The organism is Leucobacter holotrichiae (genome assembly GCF_055791005.1).
Genome location: NZ_JBVUAC010000027.1, coordinates 1 through 3,652 on the forward strand (window position 1 = coordinate 1; position 3,652 = coordinate 3,652).

At 59.2% G+C, this 3,652-nt stretch carries 2 protein-coding genes; both read right to left on the reverse strand.

Going from position 1 to position 3,652, the window contains the following annotated elements; all coding sequences use genetic code 11:
- A partial coding sequence (locus AC0KXF_RS15050; protein ID WP_473109946.1) for a DUF6923 family protein occupies positions 1-1,430 on the reverse strand: 1,430 nt, incomplete at its 3' end.
- Between the two features lie 498 nt (positions 1,431-1,928).
- A complete protein-coding gene (locus tag AC0KXF_RS15055; protein ID WP_473109947.1) occupies positions 1,929-3,413 on the reverse strand; it encodes a phytoene desaturase family protein in 1,485 nt (494 codons plus the stop codon).
- Positions 3,414-3,652: the final 239 nt, after the last annotated feature.

The following is a 3,652-nucleotide window of genomic DNA, read 5'->3' on the forward strand; positions in this document are numbered from 1 at the left end:
ACATCGTTGCCATCAGCATCCGCAGCCTTCTCCGCAGCAGCCTGAGCAGCAGGATTGTTGTCGCCGTCAGCCTTCGCAGACGCCGCAGCCGAAGCCGAAGCATTCACATTATTCGAGTGCTCGTCAACCACAGTTGTCGTGGTGTCATCCTCATTGTTCTCTTCAACGGGATCTTCCTCGTTACCCAATACTCGAGCAACGTTGACGATGTCGGCACCCTCCGAAATGCCGGAGGTCTTGCCGTTCAGCAACACCTCCAGCTGTTTGCCGCTTTCAATCCTCGGGACGGTAATAAAGGCGACACGCTTCCCGTCCAGTTGGCCGATCTCAAAACTCGAGCTCACACCGTCGATTGTTACCGTCGTCGGAGTAAAGCCGTCAGGCAAGAACTCCTGAATGGTTGCTCCCGTGGAGGGGAGGTCCGAGTTGTTCTTGACAGTGAGCTTGTATGAAAGATCTGCACCGACCAGAATCTCGCGAGGCGCCTCTTTCTCGATACTGAGGTCAACATTGAACCCGCGCAGAAGGGTTGATGCTCCATCGCCACCTTGAGAAACCGGCACCTTTCCACTCCCGACGATCTTCGGGACGCCAGTCACATCGACCTGAATGTACCTGCCAGTTCGAGTCGCGGCGAAGAAAAGGTTTTCGTTACCCATCGTCCAAGCGACATTCGGGAGACCACCGGGACCACCGAGGTTGCTCCCGGGGACAACTCCCAAGGACTCCACTGAGGGAGATGCGCCGGAGATATTGATGCGAACGAGGTTACCTGTATTCGTGAGGCCATAGAGTGCCCCGTTCGAGAAGGTGAAGTCCTGATACGCGCCGGTGCTACCCTTCATCGGAACCGTTGTCCGCTGCAGAATTGCATCCTCGCCACTCTTCGTTACATCAATCTTGAAGAGGACTCCTGAAGTCGAATTTGAAGATACCGAGGACATCACCCACATGTAACCTTCATCATCGAAAGCACCAATTGGGGTATATCCGAGCTTGGTGCCAGAGGCGCTTGTCAGAAGCACATCCAGTGCTTCCGAAGCCCCACCGGCCCCCACCCGGTAAAGCCTTGACTGGACCGGGGTCGAGTTCCCTGATCCATCATTCCCAAAAGCATAGAGGTACTGGTCTTGGCTTCGATAACCAAGTGCGTTCAAAGGGCGAGGGGGCGAAGGGGCCAATGTGCTCAGGAGCGGGAAAGTCCACGCCCCATTTTCTGCAACTTCCGGACCGTAGAGGCGGTTGTTGTAGGGAGTGGACGCCGTCGTGGACAACATAAAGTACATCGGCTTCGTGGCCGGAATCGGGTCAACTCCTGCCGCGTTCGCGGCCGTCGCCCCGAAAGCAGTCGATCCAGCAACGAGCGCTGCGGTTGCGAGCGCCAATGCAGGGCGTTGGAGCCCGTTACGGGGTCTTTCAGTCTTCTTCATCCTGACTCTCTCTCGATTCGTGATTGGGCACCTTGCCCCGAAGGCGAGAGCACCGCACCGAAGCTCCACAGACAGTAGAACGTGATTACTTGCCCAAAGATGATTCAAGGCTTCCCTCGGCTAAACGCCGCCCCTTGACCAAAACTAGACCGTGCTCTCACGAAAACTATACAGGAAGGAATAACATTGTTCCAGGAAGCGCTGCTATAGCTGAGAAGCCTCAAATAGCCGCTTTGACCGGGAACTTATGTTCAAGAAGGCCCTTCGCTACACGATTGGATTGTTGCACGCGACGCATTTCAGTATCACCGTTACGCTCTGAAGTTGACATGAGAGAAACAGGTGTAACCGCGTTATCAACTCGGGCGTGCTGTTCCCATGTTCACCATTGGACGTGTCGACGTTCACGTTGCACGCCAGCCTTCCAAGGAAACCCCGAGGCGACTTCTTCGCACGGACGTCGCTGCAGTGGACGGACCGCGAGTGGTACGGACAGCGTCAGGTGTCGAGTCCGAGGTTCGGTGCTGGGAGGTTGAATTCGTGTCGAAGAGCACTCTGGGCGGCGTACCAGCCGGAAAGCCCGTGCACGCCAGGGCCTGGCGGAGTGGATGAGGATGCGAGATAGATTCCTGGAGTTGGTGTGCGCCACGGCTCGGATGAGAGCGTGGGCCGAGCAACGAGCTGTGCGAGGGTGACAGCTCCCGCGCTGAAGTCTCCGCCGTGGTAGTTCCGGTTGTACCGCGACAATTCGTCAGCAGGGGTTACGCGCATTCCCGTGATGCGGTCCCGGAAACCTGGCGCGAACCGCTCGATCTGGGAGATCACCGCCGACGATACATCCTTCTTGGAACCCTTCGGGACGTGGGTGTAGCTCCACACTGCGTTGATGCCTGCATCGTTTCGGTCTGGGTCGAAGTGCTCGGTTTGCGCGAGCAGAACAAATGGCCTTTTGGGGTGCTGTCCCCGCGCGACGTCCCGTTCGGCCGCCGCGATCTCGTTCCGCTTGCCACCCACATGCACGGTAGGGGCTAGGCCGACCCGGGTATCGGTCCAGGGGATGGGGCCGTCGAGAATGAAGTCGACTTTGGTGGCCCCGTTGCCATATGCGAAACGCCGCAGGGCGCGCCGATACCCGGCCGGGAGCTTTGGGCCTGCGACCTGCTCGAGCGTCCGTGCTGAGGTATCGAAGACCTTGACGCTGTAATCCGCGAGTTCTCGGATGTCATCTATCGAATGACTGGTCTCGATTCTGCCGCCATGCGCCACAAGATCTGCGGCCATGGCGTCAGTGATCGAGCGGGATCCTCCGACCGGGACGGGCCAGCCCACCGTGTGCGCGAGAGCGCCAAGCACAAGGCCGACGCCTGCAGTGGCAAGGTTGGGGAGCTTACCGATACTGTGCGCCGCGACTCCGGCAAGGAGCGCTGGCGCCTGCTCCTCCCGGAAACGCATGTTCCAGAGCGGCGTGCCCTGTTCGAGTGTTCGAAACCCGGTGAGCAATGCAGCTGGCAGGTCGGCAGGCCAACGAAGCATCCCACCCCCGAGAGCAAAGTCGAGCACTCCATCAATCCGCTCAACCAAGGGGCGAATCAGTCGTGCATACGCTCGACCATCCACACCCAGCTCATCAACGGTGCGATCCAGGTCCCGAAACGAGATCGCTGCCCGACTACCTGACTCGGTTCTTCGCCCCATCTCACTGTCGAGTGGGTTCGCAAACGAGGCTTCGGGGACGACGAACCGCATCCTCTTGTGGATCTCGAACTCTCGGAAGAACCCGGTCGCCAACGCCATGGGGTGAATCGCAGAGCACACATCGTGCAGCACGCCCGGAGCCACCAGCTCCTGCGTCCGAGTGCCACCGCCGATCGTCGGCGCAGCCTCGAAAACAGTGACGGGGACGCCGGCTCGCGCGAACGTGACAGCGGCAGCGAGACCGTTCGGACCGGCACCAACAACTGCGACTTCTTGCGAGACCTGCATGGAGCGATGCTATCGTTGAGAAACGAGGCCCATTTTGCGAGTCTCTCGCGACGCCGCCTACGCCCATCCTCCCCTCTCCGGGTGTTTCAGATGGCGGTAAGGCCTCCTTGTGGTTCCCTTCTGGCGACCCGACGCCACGGCAAGTCACCTAGTTCCATACTAGGTCAAGTCCCCGGTAGTGGTGTAGCCCGATCCTTCGGGGTGTTGGGTTAGGCGCTGAGTTCGAGAACGGTGTCGGT

Excerpts from the sequence above, each read along its gene's own strand:
- AC0KXF_RS15055 (WP_473109947.1), bottom strand. The coding sequence starts at position 3,413 with ATGCAGGTCTCGCAAGAAGTCGCAGTTGTTGGTGCCGGTCCGAACGGT.